Source organism: Paenibacillus periandrae (assembly GCF_022458865.1).
Lineage (GTDB): Bacteria > Bacillota > Bacilli > Paenibacillales > NBRC-103111 > Paenibacillus_S > Paenibacillus_S periandrae.
Genome location: NZ_JAJNMU010000028.1, coordinates 92,727 through 111,969 on the forward strand (window position 1 = coordinate 92,727; position 19,243 = coordinate 111,969).

At 44.1% G+C, this 19,243-nt stretch carries 20 protein-coding genes; 4 read left to right on the top strand and 16 right to left on the bottom strand.

Features of this window, described 5'->3' with window-relative positions; all coding sequences use genetic code 11:
- Positions 1 to 7 precede the first annotated feature (7 nt).
- The 4 genes from LRL21_RS36115 to LRL21_RS36130 form a co-directional block, all read right to left on the bottom strand.
- Entirely contained in the window at positions 8 to 1,570 is a 1,563-nt protein-coding gene (locus LRL21_RS36115; protein WP_240420654.1) for an ABC transporter substrate-binding protein, read from the bottom strand.
- A 44-nt stretch (positions 1,571 to 1,614) separates the two neighbouring features.
- On the bottom strand, positions 1,615 to 2,433 hold the full coding sequence (locus LRL21_RS36120; RefSeq protein WP_240420678.1) for an ABC transporter permease: 819 nt from the start codon (positions 2,431 to 2,433) through the stop codon (positions 1,615 to 1,617).
- A 107-nt stretch (positions 2,434 to 2,540) separates the two neighbouring features.
- The gene (locus tag LRL21_RS36125; protein ID WP_240420655.1) at positions 2,541 to 3,551 is read right to left on the bottom strand and encodes an ABC transporter permease; all 1,011 of its coding nucleotides are present in this window, start codon (positions 3,549 to 3,551) and stop codon (positions 2,541 to 2,543) included.
- Positions 3,552 to 3,607: 56 nt separating this feature from the next.
- The gene (locus tag LRL21_RS36130; RefSeq protein ID WP_240420656.1) at positions 3,608 to 5,044 is read right to left on the bottom strand and encodes an amidase; all 1,437 of its coding nucleotides are present in this window, start codon (positions 5,042 to 5,044) and stop codon (positions 3,608 to 3,610) included.
- Positions 5,045 to 5,523: 479 nt separating this feature from the next.
- Here LRL21_RS36130 and LRL21_RS36135 point away from each other — a divergent pair, with 479 nt between their 5' ends.
- Complete coding sequence (locus LRL21_RS36135; RefSeq protein ID WP_240420657.1) at positions 5,524 to 6,507, top strand: LysR family transcriptional regulator; 984 nt, start codon at positions 5,524 to 5,526, stop codon at positions 6,505 to 6,507.
- A gap of 107 nt (positions 6,508 to 6,614) precedes the next feature.
- On the opposite strand, the gene LRL21_RS36140 is transcribed toward LRL21_RS36135, so the two are convergent.
- The 4 genes from LRL21_RS36140 to LRL21_RS36155 all read right to left on the bottom strand — a co-directional run bounded on the left by LRL21_RS36140 (position 6,615) and on the right by LRL21_RS36155 (position 9,753).
- Positions 6,615 to 7,331 (bottom strand): maleate cis-trans isomerase family protein, encoded by a 717-nt coding sequence (locus LRL21_RS36140; RefSeq protein WP_240420658.1) that lies wholly within the window; start codon positions 7,329 to 7,331, stop codon positions 6,615 to 6,617.
- 337 nt (positions 7,332 to 7,668) lie between these two features.
- Entirely contained in the window at positions 7,669 to 8,313 is a 645-nt protein-coding gene (locus LRL21_RS36145) for a nitroreductase family protein (RefSeq protein WP_240420659.1), read from the bottom strand.
- A gap of 142 nt (positions 8,314 to 8,455) precedes the next feature.
- A complete protein-coding gene (locus LRL21_RS36150; protein ID WP_240420660.1) occupies positions 8,456 to 8,902 on the bottom strand; it encodes an RrF2 family transcriptional regulator in 447 nt (148 codons plus the stop codon).
- Between the two features lie 152 nt (positions 8,903 to 9,054).
- Positions 9,055 to 9,753: a class I SAM-dependent methyltransferase gene (locus LRL21_RS36155; RefSeq protein ID WP_240420661.1), complete on the bottom strand. Its 699-nt coding sequence runs from the start codon at positions 9,751 to 9,753 to the stop codon at positions 9,055 to 9,057.
- A 304-nt stretch (positions 9,754 to 10,057) separates the two neighbouring features.
- Here LRL21_RS36155 and LRL21_RS47010 point away from each other — a divergent pair, with 304 nt between their 5' ends.
- Entirely contained in the window at positions 10,058 to 10,183 is a 126-nt protein-coding gene (locus LRL21_RS47010; protein ID WP_420832529.1) for a TetR/AcrR family transcriptional regulator, read from the top strand.
- A 259-nt stretch (positions 10,184 to 10,442) separates the two neighbouring features.
- Here LRL21_RS47010 and LRL21_RS36165 read toward each other — a convergent pair whose 3' ends face one another.
- Positions 10,443 to 10,796, bottom strand: coding sequence for a DoxX family protein (locus tag LRL21_RS36165; protein WP_240420662.1), 354 nt, complete (start codon positions 10,794 to 10,796; stop codon positions 10,443 to 10,445).
- Positions 10,797 to 10,937: 141 nt separating this feature from the next.
- Between LRL21_RS36165 and LRL21_RS36170 the strand changes: the two genes are divergently transcribed.
- Positions 10,938 to 11,282 (top strand): winged helix-turn-helix transcriptional regulator, encoded by a 345-nt coding sequence (locus LRL21_RS36170; RefSeq protein ID WP_240420663.1) that lies wholly within the window; start codon positions 10,938 to 10,940, stop codon positions 11,280 to 11,282.
- A 29-nt stretch (positions 11,283 to 11,311) separates the two neighbouring features.
- On the opposite strand, the gene phnD is transcribed toward LRL21_RS36170, so the two are convergent.
- From phnD to LRL21_RS36185, 3 genes are all read right to left on the bottom strand, one after another.
- On the bottom strand, positions 11,312 to 12,616 hold the full coding sequence (gene phnD, locus LRL21_RS36175; RefSeq protein ID WP_240420664.1) for a phosphate/phosphite/phosphonate ABC transporter substrate-binding protein: 1,305 nt from the start codon (positions 12,614 to 12,616) through the stop codon (positions 11,312 to 11,314).
- 202 nt (positions 12,617 to 12,818) lie between these two features.
- On the bottom strand, positions 12,819 to 13,799 hold the full coding sequence (locus LRL21_RS36180; protein ID WP_240420665.1) for an aldo/keto reductase: 981 nt from the start codon (positions 13,797 to 13,799) through the stop codon (positions 12,819 to 12,821).
- Between the two features lie 139 nt (positions 13,800 to 13,938).
- Positions 13,939 to 14,241, bottom strand: a complete 303-nt coding sequence (locus LRL21_RS36185) for an aldo/keto reductase (protein WP_338044725.1) — start codon at positions 14,239 to 14,241, stop codon at positions 13,939 to 13,941.
- Between the two features lie 248 nt (positions 14,242 to 14,489).
- On the opposite strand from LRL21_RS36185, the gene LRL21_RS36190 reads away from it, so the two are divergent.
- The gene (locus LRL21_RS36190; protein WP_240420667.1) at positions 14,490 to 15,407 is read left to right on the top strand and encodes an AraC family transcriptional regulator; all 918 of its coding nucleotides are present in this window, start codon (positions 14,490 to 14,492) and stop codon (positions 15,405 to 15,407) included.
- A 62-nt stretch (positions 15,408 to 15,469) separates the two neighbouring features.
- On the opposite strand, the gene LRL21_RS36195 is transcribed toward LRL21_RS36190, so the two are convergent.
- From LRL21_RS36195 to ilvB, 4 genes are all read right to left on the bottom strand, one after another.
- Positions 15,470 to 15,961 (bottom strand): shikimate kinase, encoded by a 492-nt coding sequence (locus tag LRL21_RS36195; RefSeq protein ID WP_240420668.1) that lies wholly within the window; start codon positions 15,959 to 15,961, stop codon positions 15,470 to 15,472.
- 114 nt (positions 15,962 to 16,075) lie between these two features.
- The gene (locus tag LRL21_RS36200) at positions 16,076 to 16,807 is read right to left on the bottom strand and encodes a copper amine oxidase N-terminal domain-containing protein (RefSeq protein WP_240420669.1); all 732 of its coding nucleotides are present in this window, start codon (positions 16,805 to 16,807) and stop codon (positions 16,076 to 16,078) included.
- Positions 16,808 to 16,891: 84 nt separating this feature from the next.
- Complete coding sequence (ilvN, locus tag LRL21_RS36205) at positions 16,892 to 17,374, bottom strand: acetolactate synthase small subunit (RefSeq protein ID WP_240420670.1); 483 nt, start codon at positions 17,372 to 17,374, stop codon at positions 16,892 to 16,894.
- A complete protein-coding gene (gene ilvB / locus LRL21_RS36210; protein ID WP_240420671.1) occupies positions 17,371 to 19,101 on the bottom strand; it encodes a biosynthetic-type acetolactate synthase large subunit in 1,731 nt (576 codons plus the stop codon). The genes ilvN and ilvB overlap by 4 nt, the downstream gene beginning before the upstream one ends.
- Positions 19,102 to 19,243: the final 142 nt, after the last annotated feature.

Genomic DNA, 19,243 nt, shown 5'->3' on the forward strand with positions numbered 1-19,243 from the left:
CAAACAGCTACTGGGCTTTGCTCAGGTCGAAAAAGCGGATGAATTCATCTGGATAGAACATGTAGCCTTGTACTTTATTGCTGACGCCTACGATACGGTTGTATTGATACATGTACAGCCATGGCGCATCGGTCGTAATGATTTTTTGCGCCTCTTGGTAAAACGCCGTGCGTTTGGCTTGATCCCTTTCGTCATTTGCCTGATCCAGCAGCGCATCGACCTTTGGATTATTGTAATTGTTAAAGTTCCCGGTACCCTTGCTGCCCATAAGCAATCCCAAGTGCCAGCTTGGATCGTAGACCATGGATGTCCATTTGGACAGGTATGCTGACATACTGCGTTCTTTTTGCATTTCCAGGAACTGTGGACGAGCCACATTTTGAATGTTCATTTTCACGCCTATTTTGGCATATTCCGCCTGCAGGATAACCGCGTCATCATTCCAATCGGGATACCCGGAGCCCACAGTGAGATCAAAGCTAAATCCATCGGGGTAACCCGCCTCGGTTAATAGCTGCTTGGCTTTTCCCAAATCATAATCATAGATATAACCCGCTTCCGTATGTCCAGGGGTGTTGCTCGGCAAAGCACTCTTCATAGGACGCGCCTCATCGTACATCACATCGTGAATCAATTGGCTGCTGGGAACCGCATAGGAGAGTGCCTGCCGAACCTTGAGGTTATCAAACGGTTTTTTGTTGACATTGAGAGCAAGGAACAATATCCGGTTGCTGCTGTTCGAATGAACGCTCAGACCTTGCTCCTTCTTCAAATTCGGCATATCCTTCGGTGGAAGCTCTACAGACACATCCACATCGCCTTTTTGCAACAGCATGACGCGATTGGAAGCTTCCTGCACATATTTAAGCGTTACTTTATCGACCTTCGGTGCTCCCTGCCAGTAGTCCTTGTTGGCTGTAAAAATAACTTCATTCGAAGGGTCCCACTTTTCGATCCGGTAAGGTCCGGAACCAACGGCATGGTCGTTGACATACTTGTCGCCCTTTTCTTTGACCAGTTTGTCATCAAGAATGGAGAACCAGTACATGGCGAGCATTTGCAAAAACATCGGATTCGGTTTTTTCAGCTGGACTACAACCGTTTTTTCATTTTTGGCTGCGAGCTCTTTGATTTGTGCCAAGCTGTAAGTGAATCCACCCGTTGCCGAATCCCTCATCCGTTCCAGTGAAAATATGACCGATTCAGCCGTGACCGGATTTCCGCTTTGAAATTTGGCATTGTCCTGCAGTTCGAACGTATACGTCAAACCATCGTCGGATATGGACCATTTTTTGGCGAGCATGGGTTTAAGATCAAAAGTCTTTGCAGCATCTCCATCCCCGGGCTTGACGGCGTAAGTAAGCAGTCGGTCATAAGCGTTGACCGCGAGCACGTCGGAAGTAGCATTAACCGGGTCCAGCGTGCTGGCTACGGCTTGCCAGGCTACCGTAAGGGACTGTTCCTTGGCAGAAGCGTTTGACGCTGAAGCATTGTTTTGATTTGCATTTGTGGAACAGCCAACATTCGCCACCAACAGTAAACCTGCCAATCCAACCAACCATTTTTTCATGTGTGTTCCCTCCACCTTTTATTGTTTATGTGATAAAGCCCGTACTACCTTCTTGTTCGAAGACGAGGATCAAGCACATCCCGCAGGCCGTCTCCAAGCAGATTGAACCCCATGATCGATGTAGCAATGGCGAGCCCTGGAAAAGATACGATCCACCACTCGCCAGAAGTGATGTAACGCCGCCCTTCCGCGATCATTGCGCCCCATTCTGCTGTTGGCGCCTTGACACCAAGCCCGAGAAAGTTGAGGCTCGACGATATCAGAATGGCAAACCCTATTCCGAGCGTAGCCCGCACGATCAAGGGTGCCAACGCATTGGGAAGGATATGACGGTACAATATAATCGAGTCTTTCAGGCCAATGGCCCGGCCCGCCTCCACAAATTCCTTTTCTCGCAGCAGCATGGTCTGACCGTACATCAGACGCACATACTCAGGTATACCAACGACGCTTACCGCGATCATCGCACTGAGCAGTCCTGGCCCTATAGAAGCGGCTATCGCCATCGCCAGCACCAGAGCGGGAAAAGCGAGAAACATGTCCATAACTCTCATAATCACATTGCCAATCCATCCACCGTAATAGGCCGCTATACCTCCGAGGGGTACACCAATGCAAAATGAAATGCCTACTGCCACCATTCCCGACCAGATCGTGTACTGAGCCCCATATAAAATGCGGCTAAAAATATCCCGTCCAAAATTGTCCGTACCGAACCAGTGCTCCGCACTCGGTGATTTCAGCTTGGCCAGCAGATTCGGCTCGTTCGGAGCATAAGGAGCAATGAACGGCGCCAGCAAAGCCAGAACAATCCAGCCTGCAATAAATAGAAGTCCAACCATGGCGAGCCGGTTGTGCATCATCAGACTTAGCGATACAGCTGCCTTTCGTTGAGGGACTGTCGGCGATTGTGTTATGAAAACGGAAGATATCGTTTTACTCATGAGTGTCCCCTCCTATCTGAGACCATTTATTCATAACGAATTCTGGGATCGAGCAATCCGTAAAGCACATCAACCGTCAAATTAGTTAGGCTGATAAATACGGCGCTCATGAGAGTAAACGCCTGGATCGGAGCATAATCGGTCGCCAATATCGATTCCGTAATATAACCTCCGACACCCGGCCAGGAAAAGATCGTTTCGGTGACAACAGCGCCTCCCAACAGCAGGCCGAATTGCACTCCGATGACTGTCAGTGTCGGTAGCAAGGCATTGACGAACGCATGTTTCAGGATAACAGTACGTTCATACATCCCCTTGGCTCTTGCAGTTCGTATGAATTCCTGGCTAATAACCTCCAGCATGCTTGACCGTATCATTCTGGAGATGATTGCCATGGTACCCGTACTGAGACAGAAAGCGGGAAGGAGCAGATGCGTTAACGTTTGAGTTAATGCAATAAAGTCTCCTGACAGCAAGCTGTCTATCACATATAATCCAGTTACATGGCTGGGCGGATTGATATCTCTGCCTATTCTCCCAAGCGGTGCGGGCACCCAATTCAGTTTGGAATAAAATACGTATATCAAAATAAGACCCAGCCAGAATGATGGTACACAGGAGCCAATCAGGGAAAAGACACGGGATACGTGGTCTATGATCGATTCTTTTTTTGTAGCGGCTATGATGCCAACAGGCAGTGCAATAAGCAGTGCAATAATAAAGCTGGCAATAGTCAGTTCCAAGGTAGCTGGAAACTTGCTGCTAAAATCATCCCATACCGTGTGACCCGTATGCCAGGCAAACCCAAAATCTCCATGCAGCAATTGCATAACGTAATGAATAAACTGTTGGTACAGTGGATCGTTCAGCCCCATATCCTGGCGAATTTTTTCAATAACGCTGATCGGGGCTTCCATTCCCGCCATCATCATTGCAGGATCGCCCGGCAATATTCTGGTGAGAAAGAACGTGATGAACACAATCCCGATTAATCCTGGAATCATCAACAATAATCTACGCAGAATATAGTGAACCATCTATTCACCCCCTCTTATATACTTGGTTTCAAGCCCAGCTAGACCGTTAGTATTGTCTATTGATCGTAACGTTCCACCAGCTTGTTCAGGTGAGGCAGCCATGGATGAGCCTCTTCGAAAGCACTGGAAGCTCGCAATACGACATCATCTGCCAAATGCCCGCCAATCAGCTGCACACCTACTGGCAGTCCATCAGTTGTCCAGCCTGCTGGCATGGAGGCTGCCGGGAATCCAGTCATATTAGCCAAACAGTTGAAAGAAGACCAATGGTTGTCAGGTACTTGTTGACCGTTGATTTCATCAGGTCCGTAAATGCCGACTTTGAACGCTGGCGCGAATAATGTCGGAACAATCAGCAGATCATAATTTTCCATAAACCTTCTCATTGTAATGTTGATCGCCTGTCTGTGCATCGCAGCATCGGTTAATTGCTCATCGGTCCATACCTTATTCACTACATTCAAGAAATTAGGATCCATATACGCACCGAATTCCTTTGCCAGCTGCCGCAGCCCTTTAAAATCAGTATCCCGGGCAATCATACCTGCAAAAAACTGGCTCGGATTGGATATCCCCGGGTGAACCTCTTCCACATGACAACCAAGCTGTTCAAATACCTTTACGGTTTCTATCGTAATACGTCTTACTTCGGGATCGACAACCCCGTAGCCCATATCCACACTCCAGGCGATTCTCAAGCCCTTGATATTTTTGTTTTGAATAGCGGCTGAATAATCGACTGTGCCGGGAAGGCTGTGTCGGTCCATATGACTCGGGCCACTCATTACCGAAAGCATCAAGGCACTATCTTCGACGGTACGCGTCAGCGGCCCGATGCTTTCCAGTGTTTCCCAGCTGCTGCCTCCCGGAAATTTGGGATCGCGGCAGCCCGGATAGAGCGGCACTCTTCCGAAGGAAGGCTTGAAGCCGTAGACCCCCGTCAAGCTTGCCGGATTGCGAATGGATCCGCCGCCATCGCTGCCCACAGTCAACGATCCCATACCGGTAACCACAGCAACTGCTGAACCGCCACTTGAGCCTCCTGGCGTCAAATCCGTATTCCATGGATTACGGATAATACCAAACACTTTATTAATACCGCGATAACCGAATTCGGGCACGTTTGTTTTACCGATAATGATCGCCCCGGCTTGCCGTAAACGTTCTACGCTAATGTCATCCTCGTCTGGAATGTAGTTTTCAAACGCTTTGGAACCAAATGCGGTACGAATTCCTTTGGTTAACACCAGATCCTTGACGGAAACGGGAACTCCGTGCAGTGGACCTACTTCTTCTCCATTCATGATCTGCTGCTCGGCCAGAGCTGCTGTCTTTTTGGCGTTATCCTCATCCAATAAACAAAAAGCGTTAAATACGGGATTTAATTTATGAATGCGATCAAATACCTGATTGACTAGCTCAACCGGTGAAACCTTGCGACTAAGGATAAGACGAGCTTGTTCGGAACCTGTTAGTGCATATAATTTTTCCATATACGTGTGCATCTCCTCTTCTCCAACCAGACTATCTCTTTAGAAGTACGTTCCCTGCATGCTAACGGTACAATTTAAAGCAATGTTTGGGGGAGATATTTGTTATGTTTTCTAACACAATGTATCACAATTATTTGTGAGGCAGGTAATAGAAAAATTAAATATAACATTGGGAATTTAAACCATTCTACCCGCAGCCTATGTGAAACTATCTATTTTAGCTCCGTAAACGACTTTTAAAACAAAAAAAATACCCTGATCATTGATTTATCCTTAGATAAACCATGTAAATTAGGGTTGATTCTTCGTAACCGTAATTTTGGATGTTGGTGTTGCTATTCGATCAGATCAGCCGCAGGGGATCAATATGCTTCCTGTTTCTGTTTTATTGCAGAACAGATGTATGTGATGTATAATGACATGATAACCCCTTTATCGATACATCGACAAAGTAACTTTTGGAAAAGAGGATGATCCCTATGGATTTAATGGATTTGCATTCTTTGGTTACTGTTGTCAGAGAAAAAAGTATCTCCAAAGCCTCTCGGGTTCTGCACCTTTCACAGCCCGCATTAACGATACGGCTTCAAAAATTGGAGCAAGAGCTTGGTTTTGTTATATTGGAAAGAACGCGCAGCGGGGTGTATCTTACCAAAAATGGCGCATCGATTATGTACCATGCCGCGAAAGCGATCCAGCAAATGAACGCTATGCGGGATTTCGAAGATAACTCAACACTGATCAATCGAATCAAGCTGCTCCATCCTGAACAAAACGATACCGAGGGATTGTCAAGCAATGATAATAATTTAAAAATAGGCATTGCCAACCCACTTGGTTCGACGATGTTCAAGCCGATTTTTCATAAACTATACAGCTTTGATCCGGAGCTGAGATACCACATGCTGTCCGATTCCAACGAAGTGATATTGGATCTGCTTTCATTGGGTGATATTGACTTGGGGATTGTGCCGTATTTCGAAAAAAGAGAGGGTTTGGAGTCCATTCCGATCCTATGTGATGAGATGCTGCTGCTGGGGCCCAAGGACGATAACGTTCCGGATAGTGGACAGCTGGATTACATGAACACTTTGTTGCAAAAAACATTTTTCGCTTTTTATTCCAATCAACCGCTGCGCACTATTATTAATGAAGTGATGCTGAAGCTGTTGGGCAACATTCCGAAGGATCTGCGTAAAATCAATGATACCGGCATCATTCTACAAATGATATCCAATGGGCTTGGCTACACTATCTTTCCCAGCTCCTTCATCTATGATACGATGGATTTTTTCAAATCGCTTTACCCATCGGGAGTGCTGCCAAGCATATTACGACATGAATCGGTTCCCTTTCAAATTCAACGTCTGGGCAAAGAATTTCCATCCAGAACCATTCAGCTGATTTATCCTGCTTCCTCTCCTTACCGCAAGACCATCCAATTCGCTATAGAAGCATTGTAATCCACGCTCTTCACAAATGCTTTATCACGTTCACTCATCATTCATATTTGATAAGTACACTTCACACGGTAAAAGGGCAGTAAGGCCCTTTTACCGTGTTGTCTTATCTACTTGCCTGACAGCAATCGCCCCCAACCCGCCAATTGAATCGGAGACGATCCGGCCAGGCGCAAGGACTGCCATAAGGTTGCCCCCGCCGTATCCAATACAGGAACGCCATATTGCGCCTCCAGCGATTCCACCAGCTGTGCGGCACGCATGTTGGTCCCCGATAATACGATTGCCTCCGTTCCAGGAACAAACGTTTCCTGAACGGCGGAGATGATCTGCTCCTCCGAAATAGAACTGCTCAGCTTGTTCAGTCTCACATTGAAATTGCGATATCCTGTACATTCCAAGCCGTGCCTGGCATATTGGTCAATTACTTTCTCCGTAACCTCATTCAGTAATGGGGTCACCAAACAAAACGTGCGGATGCCATATAGACGCAAAGCTTCATGAAGAGCAAGGATCGATGTCGTAGCGGGTATGGTAGTCAAATTGGTTATTTGTTCACATAATTCCTGATCAGATTCAACACCCAGCCATCCTCCCGATGTAGCATTATAAGCAATGACATCGACTCCTGCATCCGCCAACAGAGAGGCCGCATTCAGTAATGATTCCGTATCGGATTCCCCGCGCAGCTCCTGATCCAACAAAATTTGTGTTAATTTGAAACGGGTAAAATGCACCGAAACCTCTTTTAATGCAGCAGCCATCGACACAGTTAATGGCTCAACGACTGTATTCGAGGATGGTGTCAGCATGCCTAATTTTATCATAGTATTCCTCCCTTTCGACGACACTAATATAGCACATAGAAAGAGATATACGGTCATAGTAAATATAAATATATCGACTAAAATCGGTCGGGGTAAGATAGAATCGTGTTCATGCTTCGATACACCTGCGCTGTTTGTAAAGGTAACGAAAAGACAGCTTGACAAAAACGACCAAGCCTTCGAGACTGGTCGTTTTTGCTTATATCTATGAAACAAGGTAACTACGACATTTGGGTAAATGCCCATTTGCCGGCTTTTGAAAACAAGGGATGATGCTAGAGCTATCCTGAACAGTTTCATATGCCAGTTAGCCAGCAGTAGATTCTCTCACAAATTTTTAAGCAATTCCGTTCCAGAACGTTACATCTGTAATAGGCAAACGAACGGTAGGATGCCCTGCCTGCGCTGCCTTTCCTATAGCAATCAGCATGACTGGAACATAGCGATCAGAAATGTTAAAAGCTTCTATGAATTTACCTGCATCAAAGCCTGCCATCGGAACGGTATCATAGCCGCGTGCCTTGGCAACAAGCATAAGCTGCATCGAAACCAATCCGCTGTCAATGAGCACACTGTTTTTCAGACGATCCGGTGCCATTTTTGTTAAGTAACCGGTAATATTGTTTACCAGGTTTTCTTTAATTTCATTACTCATGTAACCTGCTTCTACGGCAGAAGCATAGATTTTCTCCGCCTGCTTATAGCCCTCCAAATCACCCAATACGGCAATTACAGCTGAGGACTCCACCACTTGGATCTGGTTATTGGCAATCGGAAGCAGCTTTTCTTTCACAGCCTGGTCATTGAACACAATAAACTTCCATGGCTGCAGGTTAGCGCCAGACGGTGCAAGGGTCGCTTCCGTCAAGATTTCTGACAGCTCCTGCTCTGAAATCTTAAATGTGGGGTCATAATGCCTCACGGAACGCCTCTCTTTCAGGACTTGATAAAAATCTTGTACTTGCGGTATATTGGTTTCCATTCCACTGCCTCCGATTCTCTTTTTAAATAATTTGCACAAAATATTCTGAGCAAAAATACGCACAGTTTAAATCAAAAAAATATTTAATTGAAAATTAAACTGTGCGATATTAATCACAGTATAAGTCGCATCATGATTCATGTCAATCTCTTTTCATGATAAGTCCGTTGGCTAATTGTGCAATCGTGTACTGTTTCATTACATCCAACATACTTTGTTTCATTTCTGTAACCATATCGGAAAAAACATCATTCATTTGAAGTCCCCACGGATGGTCTCCTGTAGAATCCAGCATCCCCTCACATAAAGAATCTTCTACCTGAAGCGCTAAATAAATATCGGCAAAGGTAATAGATTCGGGCGGCAGCTTGAGTCGATATCCTCCATCACGTCCTTCTCGGACCTCCAATATATTTTCTTGCGCCAACTTAGCCATAATACGACGAATTAGCGTTGCCTCAGAGCACAAGTAATCGGCGATACCACTGCTAGGACAACGACTCGTATTCTTGGATAATACAACCAAAGCCTGCAAGGCCAATCCGAACGCTTTGTTATTAGAAGAGCAGGTATGCTTTATCTTTTTCAATAGTAGGCTGCTCCTTTCATAAATACGTTTGTTAGAGCATTATAGCAAACCCCCTTCTCTCATTCAAGGTAATGGGCTCTGTTTCATATAATTGAACCTCATCTTCTCCAAGGGGGCTGCATTCTTCTCATGACTATAGTTTTAAAGCCAAATCATTCCGTATGACATATCCATCCGGCCATAAGGACAGTAGAGTAAAACCTGGTGATTTTTGTAAAGCCGGATTCGGCAAGCAATGCTTCGATTTGTTTTTCAGGAAGCAAAGATAGCTTTGTAATGCCACTGCTTATCAGCTTATCAACTTCGGATGGTTCCCGGCCGGCATCAATCCAGAAGCTTTTCCATACATTTAACCTGGCTTGAAATTCAGACTCATCATTGTTTCCGTACGCGCTTACGAGAACAAACGGGGCTCCCGACTTTAGTTTATCCTTTATCGATCCAAGCAGCTTCAACTTTTCCTGAACATCGTCAATGAAGTGAAGTACCAAAATGCAGCTAGCCGCGTCGAATTTGGAGTCAGCCTGAGGAAGATCATCAATCGTACCTTGAATGAGACTGGCGCGGCTCTCCAATCCTAGTTCAATTACTTTATGTTTAGCGATTTTAAGCATTTCTTCCGAGGGATCGACTCCAGTAAATGTCCATCTGGGGTTAGATGGCCCCCACGCAGATAGTTCATTGCCGCCGCCTATGCCGATTACGAGCAAAGATGCAGCATTGTCCCCAAGTTGTAATCGATAATAAGCTTGAACCATCGCGAATAATGAGTCATAGGAGGGAACGGAAATTCGAGCGTTTTTCTCATATGCCTCCGCCATCTTTGAATTAAATGTAACATCTTCAGTCATCGTTATGCCTCCATCGCCTTAAATCCATACGTTATTTGATATTCGAAAGATAGATCGAAACTATCCTTCTTAAATTAAAAATACAATCAAAGACTTTATGAATCTATAATAACTCCAATCATCCTGAATGGCAAGTAGCAGTTCATGAAAAAATCCGCGTTGAGGCGACAGGTCGTGTACTACTTCAAAACTAGATCAAATTTGTTCATTATTTTAGGAAAGACTGGTGACTCCCCTAAAGTCTAAAGTAGATAGATAAATAATCAAATCCCAGGAAGCGATAAAACAAGCTGTTATTGAGCTAATGTCAGAGAAAAATTTTGACCAGATTACGATACAGGATATATCCGACAGAGCAAATGTTAGTCGTAGAACCGTCTATCTTCGTTATATGGATAAATTTGATTTACTGGACAAACTCATTGAATAGCATATTAACGAACTACGAGAAATCTGTGAGCCGGCATCTGACTTGAATGCTGCAGTGGGATGTATCAGCTGGTTCGAATACTTTGAACGAAATTATTTATTGTTTTCAGCCTTGTTAGGGAGTAAAGGAGCGCCTTTCTTTCGCAGCCAGCTCCTTAAGTTTGTCGTTGAAGATATTAACAATAACAGGTAGGTTTTTTGTTGGAAAAGAATTTATCCTAGCATTTGCCCATTTGCTATTTATTCCGTTCTCATAGAGCTCACATACGACCCACTGCTACAAATACGGCTAACACCAAAAATATGATATTTACGACAATTTGTTGATATTCTTTACGCTTAACATGGAATACAGCTCCTGCAAGAACAACTGCGGCAAGCAGGGTGGCAGCAAGCGGCGTCAAGACAGGTGCGATATTCGTCGCTTGAGGTAAAATTAACCCAAATACCCCTAGAAGCTCTGCGATCCCAATAAAGAAAACCAATCCTCTCGAAACTTCTTTTACCCAAGGCCAGGACGCTTTTGCTTTTTCATATTGAAAAGCTTTCATCCAACCGGAGAAAATAAATCCTAATGCTAAAATCCCTTGCACAATCCATAGTGTGATATTCATGATTTGTTAGCCCCCCTGTTTGTGCGCATTCAACACCTAGGTATATAATATTTTGTGGGATAACGATTTGGAAGTAGGCACTTGAAATAAACATAGTATATAAAAGTAAACCTTAGGAAGATCAAGGAGCGAGGGAATGTAATGACTACTTATTGCAAATTTGAAACGGCATTAGATATCCTTGTTGGGAAATGGAAGCCTGTCATCCTGCTTCGCCTTTTCTCAAATGGCACCATGAGATTTAGCGAACTACAAAAAGCGATCCCGGACATCACAAAAAAAATGCTCACTCAACAATTAAGGGAATTGGAGTATAACGATATCATACATCGCGAGGTCTATCAGCAAATTCCTCCCAAAGTTGAATATTCCATTTCGGCATACGGTCAACGAATGACCCCTTTACTACAGGCCATGAATGATTGGGGAATGGCCCATAAAGCTCATTTGGATGAGCTTTATGGAGAAGAACAGTCGGCGGAATAAAGAAGATGGCGGTAGGCGGTTATTACATACTAATACAAAATAGAGTTGCGTACGATATCGAATTTGCTGTCTTCGGATACGGTATACCCGTTATGACTAAAAACATCATAAATAATTTTTTTCCCTAAGGGATCCTGACCAAGGGAGATGAAAGCGTCTTGAATTTTGTGTTTCCACTCAGGAGTCATATCCGGCCGCACGACAACCGTATCGTTTGGTAACTTGTCAGTCATGGCAAGCACACGTGTTGTTGACATCACATCAGGATAATCAATTTTTACTATATTTCGAGCGTCTTGAAAAACGGCAGCAGCATCGACTTGTCCATTCAATACGGCGATAATCGATTTATCATGACCTTTAAAAACAGAGCCTTGAATATCTTGCTTCGGATCGATACCTTTTGATTTCAACAGATCTGCTGGATACACATAGCCCGCTGCAGAAGTTTCAGCCTGCCATCCGATCTTCTTGCCTTTTAAATCTTCTAGTGTGCAAATTGAAGAGTCCGCTTTTACAATAAACATCGACTGATAAAAGTCAGTTAATTTGGATGTAGATCTCCCTGTTTCAGCATCAATTCCGAATTTTAGCGCTTGGAGAAGAATATCGGCTGAATGATGCTTGTCATGAGCGAGCACATAACCGGAAGGTGGCAGAAAACTGATATCTATTGTTTTGGATTTCAGCGCTTCGTGCACCGAATTGTAGTTCGTATCAATGGACAATTTTACAGGGATGGCCAATTGATCGCTTAATAGTTTTTCCAAAGGCTTCGCTTTCGCCAATAGGATTTCAGCACTTTGTGACGGCACAAATCTGATGTTGAGAGAAGCAGGGACATAGTTACCCGAATCGGAATGGATTATTTCTCCTTCTGTAGGACGGGTAGATTCAGTAGTAATAGCAGCTAGTTGGTCTGCCTGAGTCCAAACGACGGTGGCATTGAATGCTTCGGCAATGAATCGAACCGGTACGAGCGTATTTCCCCCGTTAACGAATGGAACGGCACCTAAGACTACCGCTCTATCGTTAATGTAAGCAAAGGAGGATCCAACCTTTAGACTGATGGTCGTATTCCCCCTTTCAGCTATTACAGTCAACTGATTTTCGTTCCAAATTAAGCTGGCCCCGAGCGCTTCAAAGATTGGACGCATTGGCACCATCACGGTACCTTGATGGTTTATAGGTGGAACTTCCAGGGCTAGTTCGGTATTGTCTAACGTGATCCTCGCTTTCACAGAATCATTGGCCATTGCTCTGCTCTGGCTAAATAGAACCGTCGTGCCTACCATTAAACATAGGATACAAAACAATAAATTTCGATTTTTCATCTTCCAGCATTTTGTGAAAATCATGGAAATCCTCTCATTTCTGTTATTTTGCACAACTCGGCTGATTCAACCTCTGTATAATGGTGCCATTCTATATTCTCCAGAAATCCCCATTATCCTCCCTAAAGCACAACGCGGCTGCCGATTCATACCGGCAGCCGCGTCTTAACTGTTTAAGCTATCATTTTACATCGCTTGACAATTACTGAAATCCAATTATCGGATGAGGCACATACGGCTCTTCCAACGATGCAATTTCTTCAGGTGTTAACGTAATCGAAAGAGCAGCTACCCCATCTTCGAGATGAGATATTTTTGTAGCACCAATAATAGGAGCTGTTACCGGTTCTTTCTGCAGCAGCCATGCTAGCGCAATTTGCGAGCGAGGAACACCACGCTTTTCTGCGATTGCCGCAACCCGTTCTACGACCAATCGATCGGTATTTGCAGTCGCATCGTACTGAGATTTCTGAACTTGATCGGTTTCGGAACGATGGGTCGTTTCCTCCCAATCACGTGTCAATCTTCCTTTTGCAAGCGGGCTATACGGAATCACAGCAATTTTTTCCACCTTGCACAGCGGGAGCATTTCCCTCTCCTCCTCACGGTATATGAGGTTCAAATGATTCTGCATCGATACAAACCGGGTCCAGCCATTTTTCTCAGCTACATGTAACGCCTTCAGAAACTGCCATGCGTACATGGCAGAAGCGCCGATGTATCTTGCCTTCCCTGCCTTTACCACATCATGCAGAGCTTCCATTGTCTCTTCGATGGGCGTATGGTAATCCCAACGGTGAATTTGGTACAGATCCACATAATCAGTTCCCAGCCGCTTTAGACTTTTATCAATCTCACTCATGATTGCCTTTCGGGAAAGTCCGGCACCGTTAGGACCTTTATGCATGCGGCCATGAACTTTTGTTGCGAGAACAATTTCATCACGATTAGCATAGTCCTTTAAGACCCGCCCAGTAATCTCCTCGCTCGTTCCGTCAGCATACACATTGGCTGTATCAAAAAAATTGATACCAGAATCGAGAGCTTGTTTAATTATAGGCCGACTGTGCTCTTCATTAAGTATCCATGGATGATGCCACCGCTCTGCTACACCAAAACTCATGCAACCAAGACAAAGCCGGGATACATCCAAGCCGGTATTTCCAAGTTTTATATATTCCATTGTATAGTTCCTCACTTTTCTATATATTGGGTTGTGCTGTGTACGTTACCGCCAGCTTGTTTACGCTGCTGCTAACTAAACTCTTGACGACGGGGCAATGAGAACCATAACTGATCGAGCCACGCCAGCACTTGTTCCGTTAATTCATCCGTATCGGCAGCTCGCAGGCTCGCGTCCAATTGCTCCGGGCGACTTGCCCGGGTCCCATTACGCCAAAACATTTTGTTGCGAGGACGACTTTATCTCGTTTACCCTGCATCCATTCTCCGATAATCGACTCCGTTGCACCTGCTGTTGCATACGATGCCCGTCCAATTGGATACACATCGGCTGTGTCGATAAAATTCACACCTTGAGCAAAGGCTTTGTCGAGAATCTCGAAACAAGTCTCTTTGTCCGCCTGATTGCCAAACGTCATCGTTCCCAAACAAAGATTCGTCACTTATAAACCCGTTCTTCCAAGCGAATGAATTTCCATCACAATTCTCCTCTCTCAAATCTTGTGTAACAGCTTTTCCATAATTCTTGTTATAGTTATGGCTAAAGGGCGTAACCTTATTATGCAATAAATGAAAAAACGAGCGTTATCTCATTTGTCTTAATTGATTGCCTAATCCTCTCAATACCACTAACGTTATAGACAAATATGCCTTATAATAGATCACAGGCTACAACATTAAGGAGGCGCCTATGTCTGAAGAAATACTTCAACGGCGTGAAGAACTTGCCAAACTGATTTCGCGTCATTCGGGTCTGGAAGGCGTTTATGAGACCCTGATCCCATCTTTATTTTTTATTCACCGCTCTAATGTGACCAATCCCGTCTATAGAGTTTACAAGCCATGCTTATGCTTCATAGCTCAAGGATCGAAAGAGATATTACTGGCACAGGAGCGTTTTGAATATGGTCCTGCCAACTACCTGATTTCATCAATGGATTTGCCGGTAATCGGTCGGGTCATAAAGGCTTCTTCCGACGCTCCGTATGTGAGTTTCAAACTTGAATTTACACAAAGTCAAATTTTAGAGGTTTTAAATGAATCTGAAATTTTAATTACTCCAAAAGAAAACGCTAAGCGAGCTATGTATGTCGGTCAGATAGAGCTACCTATACTGGATGCGATACTAAGGTTAGCTCGTTTGCTGGAACATCCCCAAGATATTCCGTTCCTTGCTCCTATCTACACAAGGGAAATTCTCTACAGGCTTTTGCAAGGGCAGTATGGGTCTACACTGGCACAAATCGCAATGGAAGGAAGCAGCACCTATCGAATCCGGGATGCTATCGAACAAATTATTAATAACTGTGAGAAGTCTTTGCGAATTGAGGAGCTTGCAGAAATAGCCAGTATGAGTATTTCATCATTTCACAGACACTTCAAAGAGGTAACCGCTATGAGCCCTATTCAGTTTCAAAAACAACTGCGTTTGCAGGAAGCGCGGCGCCTTTTATTATCCGAGTCAGCCGATGCCGCTGATGTTGCATTCAGAGTAGGTTATGAGAGCGCCTCCCAATTCAGTCGTGAATATTCTCGTATGTTCGGTTCTCCTCCCAGAGCAGACATAAAGCGTCTCAAGGAAAAATATGACCATAAAGTACACGCGTGACCATATCCTACCCTAGAGCACAACGCGACTACCGTTCCCTGCCAGCGGCCGCGTTGTGTTGTTTATTGTATTTTGTCAATAATTTCACTAACACAATGTTCTACATCCTTATTTGAGCAATCCAGAGTTATGTCACTATACTTCGTGTATAGAGGAACTCTTTCCTCGTAAACATCCTTAAGGCTGCTTCCTTTCTTTATAACAATGCCTCTTGTCGTTATGTTTGTTAGCCTCCTCGTAATTTCTTCAAAGGGGACATGTAAATAAATAATGTGTCCACCCTGCTTAAGGACATTCATAGCTCGATCTGAATAAATAACACTTCCACCTGTAGATATAATGCAATTTTTCAGTTGCAATCCGGACACAATTTTTTCTTCGATTTCTAAAAATTTTTCAATGCCATCCTTATCAATGATATCTTGTAACAGCCTGTCTTCACGTTGTTGTATAACAATATCTGTATCCACGTAATCCATCCCTAAAGCTTTTGCAAGCAGTACACCTAATGTGCTTTTACCAGCTCCAGACATACCTATAAGAACTATGTTCATATTATTCCTCACTTTTTAATACTTCCATTTTTTAATTTTATTAATTTGTATTAAGCTTCCGTTCGTTGAGAAAGCCTAACTTCGCTTGCGGCAGCCTCGTGTTTTATTAACATTTTATTTAATCTCCACAGCAAAAATATATGAAGTATCTCCTGAAGCAGCCCACAGTGATTTGATCCATATGGTATAGGTACCAGGTTCATCAGGTAAAAGAATTCTGTGGTTCTCAAAAATCATATCTTCAAATCGGTCACTCATCATGTCGCTTTCTGATTCTTGAGCAATAGCTCTTATAATTTTAATTGAACTGGGTTCCATTCCTTTTGGATACTGAATTAAAATTGATGAACCAGGAGCAACCGTCACTGGTTGATATTCCACCATCTTCAATAAATGAGAATACGGCTTAATGACATCGACGCACCCCTTCCAACAACTACTCCCTAAGAGAATAGGAATTTCCTGATTCCATAATGTACCGTTTTGATATTTCCTTTCATAGTAAACAAAAGGGACAGGAGCTGCCAAACCTTTTTCGATTTTAACGCTATTTTGTTCAATACGGATCTCTTTTTTATGATCATCATAATCAATGGATGAAGGCATGTTCTCAGCTATAAAACGAATTGGAACATAGATATGCCCCTGATAGTTCATAACCGAGTACTCACTACCTATATCTTTCTTAATACCATTAAATACAAACTTCACATTAACTAGTATGCTCTGGATTGAATCCGATGCGTACACTACAGAACCAAGAGATAAACATAAACCAAAGATTAAACCTAACATGAATTTTTTGATATTAAAATCGCTCCTCTCAGCATTCCACCACACACCCATATATTACCATACATTGAGCAGGTGTTTAAGCTCTGGTCCTCTTACTTTCTGCTGATTGAATCCACGATTACCTAATTAGTCATATTAATCTCCGCGTATCATCGCTGTCGTACCCGTTCGAGATAACTCCAAAATTCCATATGGTTGTAAAAGCTCGATCATCGCATCGATTTTACGAAGTTCCCCAACCACTTGAATGATCAGGGTATTCGGTCCAATATCAATCACAGAAGCACGAAAGGTGTCGACAACGCCAAGGATTTCTGGACGTATGGATAGCTCCGCCTTCACTTTGATAAAGGCGAGTTCCCTCGCCACCATCGGATTGGAACTTACATGGAGTACCTGAATAACGTCGATCAGTTTGTTAAGCTGGTTTTCAACCTGCACAATCGTTCGTTCATCACCCGAAGTCACAATAATCATCCGTGATATTCCAGCTTCTTCGCTGCCCCCAACCGTGATACTGTCGATATTAAAACCGCGGCGGCTGAACAAGCTGGAGACACGTTGCAAGACTCCAGGTTGATCGTTTACCTGAACAGAAATGGTATGTTGATTTATCATTCGAATTCCCCCATTATCATTTGATCTAAAGTCGTTCCAGGAAGTACCATGGGATATACATTCTCTTCCTTTGGTACCACAAACTCAACAAGCACAGGTCCAGGCGTCTCCAGAGCCTCCTGCCAAATACGTACAGCATCTTCTTTATTGCTCGCGCTCAATCCTTTAATTCCATAAGCTTCAGCCAGCTTTACGAAATTGGGACTACCTGCAAGATCAATATGACTAAAGCGCTCATCGTACATGATTTGCTGCTGCTGCTTGACCATACCCAGCACTTGATTGTTAATTACGACGATTTTGACTGGAATATGATGAATGGCGCAGATAGCCATCTCTTGTGCACACATCTGCATGCCACCGTCACCGTTTATGGAAACTACAAGACGATCTGGATTTCCGATCTGAGCACCTATAGCAGACGGGAACCCGAATCCCATAGTTCCAAGACCCCCAGAGGTAATAAGTGAACGGGGATGTTGAAATTTATAAAATTGGGCTACCCACATTTGGTGCTGTCCTACATCTGTCGTAATAATCGCATTCCCTTGTGTCGTCTCATGAATCATTTCAAGAACAAATTGCGGTTTAATCTCTGCATCCGAATCTTTGTATCGCAATGGATACATGATTTTATTTTGCTGGACCTCCTTAATCCAACTACTGGACTCAGCAGGCATTGCTTTCGTATTTGCATATTCCAGTACAGCTTTTATATCGCCGACACACGCAAGATGTGTATGAATGTTCTTACCAATCTCCGCCGGATCGATATCGATGTGGGCTATCCGTTGGGCAAGTGGCGCAAAACCGTCCAGCTTCATCGTTACCCGGTCATCAAATCGCGAGCCAATGGAAATGATCAAATCGGCGTTTTGGATAGCCGTGTTCGCCGCATACGTACCATGATGGCCCGGCATGCCCAGACACAATTCGTGAGCACTTGGGAAACCGCCTAACCCAAGCAATGTGGTTGTCACAGGAATTTTCGTTATATTCACGAACTCCAGCAGTTCTTGGGAAGCATTGGAATAAACGACTCCACCACCCGCTATAATGATCGGTCTTTGGGATTCTGCAATAGCCTGAATGAATTGATCTATTTCGTTGTGATCAGGGCTCGGCACCTCACTGTAGCCACGTATATTAATGCTATTAGATGGATCAAAAATCATTTTTTGATTGGATACGTCTTTGGGTATGTCGATCAATACAGGACCTTTCCTTCCTGTGTTTGCAATATGAAAGGCTTCATGGATAATGCGGGGTAGATCATGTACGTCGCGAACCAAGTAGCTGTGCTTGGTTATGGACATCGTAATACTCATGATATCCGCTTCCTGAAAGGCATCCGTACCCATGACTGCGGTTGGGACATTGCCCGTAATGATTACGAGCGGTACAGAATCAAAATAGGCTGTCGCAATTCCAGTCACCAAGTTCGTCGCTCCTGGACCCGAGGTGGCGATGCACACCCCTACTTTCCCTGTCGACCGGGCATAACCGTCCGCCGCGTGGATAGCTCCTTGCTCATGTCGAGTCAAAATGTGTTTAAAGTCTGGGTTACCTACCATCGCATCATAGATGTAAAGGACATTTCCCCCTGGGTAGCCGAATACACATTCAACCTCTTCCAAAAGCAAGCTCCGCAAAAGAACCTCCGATCCCGTTATTAAATCCTGTGCTTGTTGATGCGAGTGGTCAGTAGAATTGGATAAATTTCCCATGTAATAGCCTCCTCAAATATAAATAACCCCTCTCATCCTAAGGTGACAGATTACATCTGCCGACCTAGGGACGAAAGGGGAACTTTTCGTGGTACCACCCTGATTTGCCAAGAATCTTGCGATTCCAGCCTCATGAGGTAAG

What these genes read in the sequence shown, in the direction of transcription:
- LRL21_RS36155 (WP_240420661.1), bottom strand. Translation starts at nt 9,753, where the DNA reads ATGACTGAAGATGTTACATTTAATTCAAAGATGGCGGAGGCATATGAG.
- LRL21_RS36165 (WP_240420662.1), bottom strand. Translation starts at nt 10,796, where the DNA reads ATGAATATCACACTATGGATTGTGCAAGGGATTTTAGCATTAGGATTT.
- LRL21_RS36145 (WP_240420659.1), bottom strand. Translation starts at nt 8,313, where the DNA reads ATGGAAACCAATATACCGCAAGTACAAGATTTTTATCAAGTCCTGAAA.
- LRL21_RS36200 (WP_240420669.1), bottom strand. Translation starts at nt 16,807, where the DNA reads ATGGGTGTGTGGTGGAATGCTGAGAGGAGCGATTTTAATATCAAAAAA.
- LRL21_RS36170 (WP_240420663.1), top strand. Translation starts at nt 10,938, where the DNA reads ATGACTACTTATTGCAAATTTGAAACGGCATTAGATATCCTTGTTGGG.
- LRL21_RS36125 (WP_240420655.1), bottom strand. Translation starts at nt 3,551, where the DNA reads ATGGTTCACTATATTCTGCGTAGATTATTGTTGATGATTCCAGGATTA.
- LRL21_RS36130 (WP_240420656.1), bottom strand. Translation starts at nt 5,044, where the DNA reads ATGGAAAAATTATATGCACTAACAGGTTCCGAACAAGCTCGTCTTATC.
- LRL21_RS47010 (WP_420832529.1), top strand. Translation starts at nt 10,058, where the DNA reads ATGTCAGAGAAAAATTTTGACCAGATTACGATACAGGATATATCCGAC.
- LRL21_RS36120 (WP_240420678.1), bottom strand. Translation starts at nt 2,433, where the DNA reads ATGATGCACAACCGGCTCGCCATGGTTGGACTTCTATTTATTGCAGGC.
- LRL21_RS36140 (WP_240420658.1), bottom strand. Translation starts at nt 7,331, where the DNA reads ATGATAAAATTAGGCATGCTGACACCATCCTCGAATACAGTCGTTGAG.
- LRL21_RS36180 (WP_240420665.1), bottom strand. Translation starts at nt 13,799, where the DNA reads ATGGAATATATAAAACTTGGAAATACCGGCTTGGATGTATCCCGGCTT.
- LRL21_RS36115 (WP_240420654.1), bottom strand. Translation starts at nt 1,570, where the DNA reads ATGAAAAAATGGTTGGTTGGATTGGCAGGTTTACTGTTGGTGGCGAAT.
- ilvB (WP_240420671.1), bottom strand. Translation starts at nt 19,101, where the DNA reads ATGGGAAATTTATCCAATTCTACTGACCACTCGCATCAACAAGCACAG.
- LRL21_RS36195 (WP_240420668.1), bottom strand. Translation starts at nt 15,961, where the DNA reads ATGAACATAGTTCTTATAGGTATGTCTGGAGCTGGTAAAAGCACATTA.
- ilvN (WP_240420670.1), bottom strand. Translation starts at nt 17,374, where the DNA reads ATGATAAATCAACATACCATTTCTGTTCAGGTAAACGATCAACCTGGA.
- phnD (WP_240420664.1), bottom strand. Translation starts at nt 12,616, where the DNA reads ATGAAAAATCGAAATTTATTGTTTTGTATCCTATGTTTAATGGTAGGC.
- LRL21_RS36190 (WP_240420667.1), top strand. Translation starts at nt 14,490, where the DNA reads ATGTCTGAAGAAATACTTCAACGGCGTGAAGAACTTGCCAAACTGATT.
- LRL21_RS36135 (WP_240420657.1), top strand. Translation starts at nt 5,524, where the DNA reads ATGGATTTAATGGATTTGCATTCTTTGGTTACTGTTGTCAGAGAAAAA.